A 1965-nucleotide genomic window follows, 5' to 3' on the forward strand; every position below is an offset into this window, starting at 1 on the left:
TGGCAGGACCGAGGCTGCGCCCGTCCCCGCCGCGCCACCAGGACCTGCCGGTCCCTGGCTGCGGCGTCCCTGGCTCGGAGCCCCTGGCTCGGCCACCGCCCGGACGGCGTCGCCCGCCCGAGTGGGGGACCCACGGTCCGTGGCTGCGGTGGGGCGGCCGGGGTAGAACGGGCGCAGCACCGACGAGGGGAGACCGACATGATCGACCGCGCCGCGCTGGCCGGGTTCCTCCGGCAGCGCCGGGAGTCGCTGCAGCCGGAGGACGTCGGCATGCCCCGGGGGCAGCGCCGCCGCACCACGGGGCTGCGGCGGGAGGAGGTGGCGGTGCTGTGCCACATGTCGACGGACTACTACTCGCGCCTGGAGCAGGAGCGCGGCCCGCAGCCGTCGGAGCAGATGGTGGCCGCCATCGCGCAGGGCCTGCACCTGTCGCTGGCCGAGCGCGACCACCTGTTCCGCCTCGCCGGCCACGCCGCGCCGACCCGCGCCGCGGCGGGGGACCACGTGAGCCCGGGCATGCTGCGCATCCTCGACCGCCTCGACGACACCCCCGCCGAGATCGTCACCGAGCTGGGCGAGACGCTGCGCCAGACCCCGCTCGGGGTGGCCCTCACCGGGGACACGACCCGGTACACCGGGCCGGCGCGCAGCCGCGGCTACCGGTGGTTCACCGACCCGGCCGCGCGCCGGCTGCACCCGGAGGAGCACCACGCCCACCACTCGCGGGTGCTCGCCTCCGGCCTGCGGCAGGTCTCGGCCCTCCGCGGTCCCGGGTCCCGGGCCGCGCAGCTGGCCGAGCTGCTGCTGGAGCGCAGCGAGGAGTTCCGCGCGCTGTGGGCCGAGCACGAGGTCGGGCTGCAGTTCGACGACGGCAAGGTCTACGAGCACCCCGAGGTGGGCCGGCTGGAGCTGACCTGCCAGACGCTGCTGGACCCGGTCCAGTCGCACCGGCTGCTCGTGTACACCGCGGTGCCGGGCAGCGAGAGCCACGACAGGCTGCGGCTGCTGGCCGCCGTGGGCCCGCAGGTCATGCGCTGACGGCGAGGATCCCCTCCACGAGCAGCCAGACACCCACGGCGAAGAACAGCACGGCCGCGCCCACCGCGAGCGTCCGCTCCGGCAGGCGCCGGCCGAGCGCGGACCCGACGGCGATCGCGAGCACGCCGGAGGTCACCAGGCCGGCGGTGGCGCCGAGCCACGTGCCGAGCAAGCCGTTCTGGGTGGCGAGGGTGATGGTCGCGAGCATCGTCTTGTCCCCGAGCTCGGCGAGGAAGAACGGGACCGCGACGGCGTTGACCGCCGAGCGGCCGGACCGGGCGGACCGGGCGTCGTCCGCGTCGTCCTCGCCCCCGTCGCGCAGCGTCCACAGCCCGAACCCGACGAACGCGAGGCCGGCGACGATGCCGATCGGCCCCGTCGGCAGCGCGGCGCCGATGAGGCTGCCGACCGTCGCGGAGAGGAGGTGGATGACCGCCGTGGAGATCGTGATGCCGGTGACCACGGTCCAGAACCGGTAGCGGGTGGCGAAGGTCATCGCCATGAGCTGGGACTTGTCGCCCAGCTCGGCGACGAAGATCACGGCGAAGCTCACGAGGAACGCGGTCATGACGCAGGGGCCTCTCGGTCGCGGCCCGCGTCCAGGGCCCCGGGGGACGCCTCGACCGGACCATGTCAGTGGTCAGGTCGAAGGTCTTGCCCGCCTGCGCCGCAGGCCCGGGAGCCGGGCCCGGGGGCCAGCGTGTCGACTCCGCGATTGGGGGCTACTCCCCTCCGCCGGGCACGAGTGTACGCGCCCGCGCGGCGTGGCACGGTAGGACCGTGCCGACGACGACCCGCCTGGTGTGCGTGGGGGACTCCTTCACCGAGGGCATGTCCGACGTGCTGCGCCCCGACGGGCACCACACCGGCTGGGCCGACCGGGCGGCGGTCGCGCTGGCGGTCGCCCTGCGCCGCCGCGACGGCGGG

General features: G+C 75.7%; 2 protein-coding genes. One reads left to right on the forward strand and one right to left on the reverse strand.

Annotation, left to right across the window (positions count from 1 at the left end; all coding sequences use genetic code 11):
* Positions 1 to 198: 198 nt before the first annotated feature.
* The gene (locus ACTUAL_RS10520; protein ID WP_440900124.1) at positions 199 to 1038 is read left to right on the forward strand and encodes a helix-turn-helix transcriptional regulator; all 840 of its coding nucleotides are present in this window, start codon (positions 199 to 201) and stop codon (positions 1036 to 1038) included.
* Here the strand turns inward: ACTUAL_RS10520 and ACTUAL_RS10525 are convergent.
* Positions 1028 to 1606, reverse strand: a complete 579-nt coding sequence (locus tag ACTUAL_RS10525) for a TMEM165/GDT1 family protein (protein ID WP_440900125.1) — start codon at positions 1604 to 1606, stop codon at positions 1028 to 1030. The two genes, ACTUAL_RS10520 and ACTUAL_RS10525, sit on opposite strands and share 11 nt — an antisense overlap.
* Between the last annotated feature and the right edge of the window lie 359 nt (positions 1607 to 1965).

It is taken from the genome of Actinosynnema sp. (assembly GCF_052038725.1).

Excerpts from the sequence above, each read along its gene's own strand:
- ACTUAL_RS10525 (WP_440900125.1), bottom strand. The coding sequence starts at position 1,606 with ATGACCGCGTTCCTCGTGAGCTTCGCCGTGATCTTCGTCGCCGAGCTG.
- ACTUAL_RS10520 (WP_440900124.1), top strand. The coding sequence starts at position 199 with ATGATCGACCGCGCCGCGCTGGCCGGGTTCCTCCGGCAGCGCCGGGAG.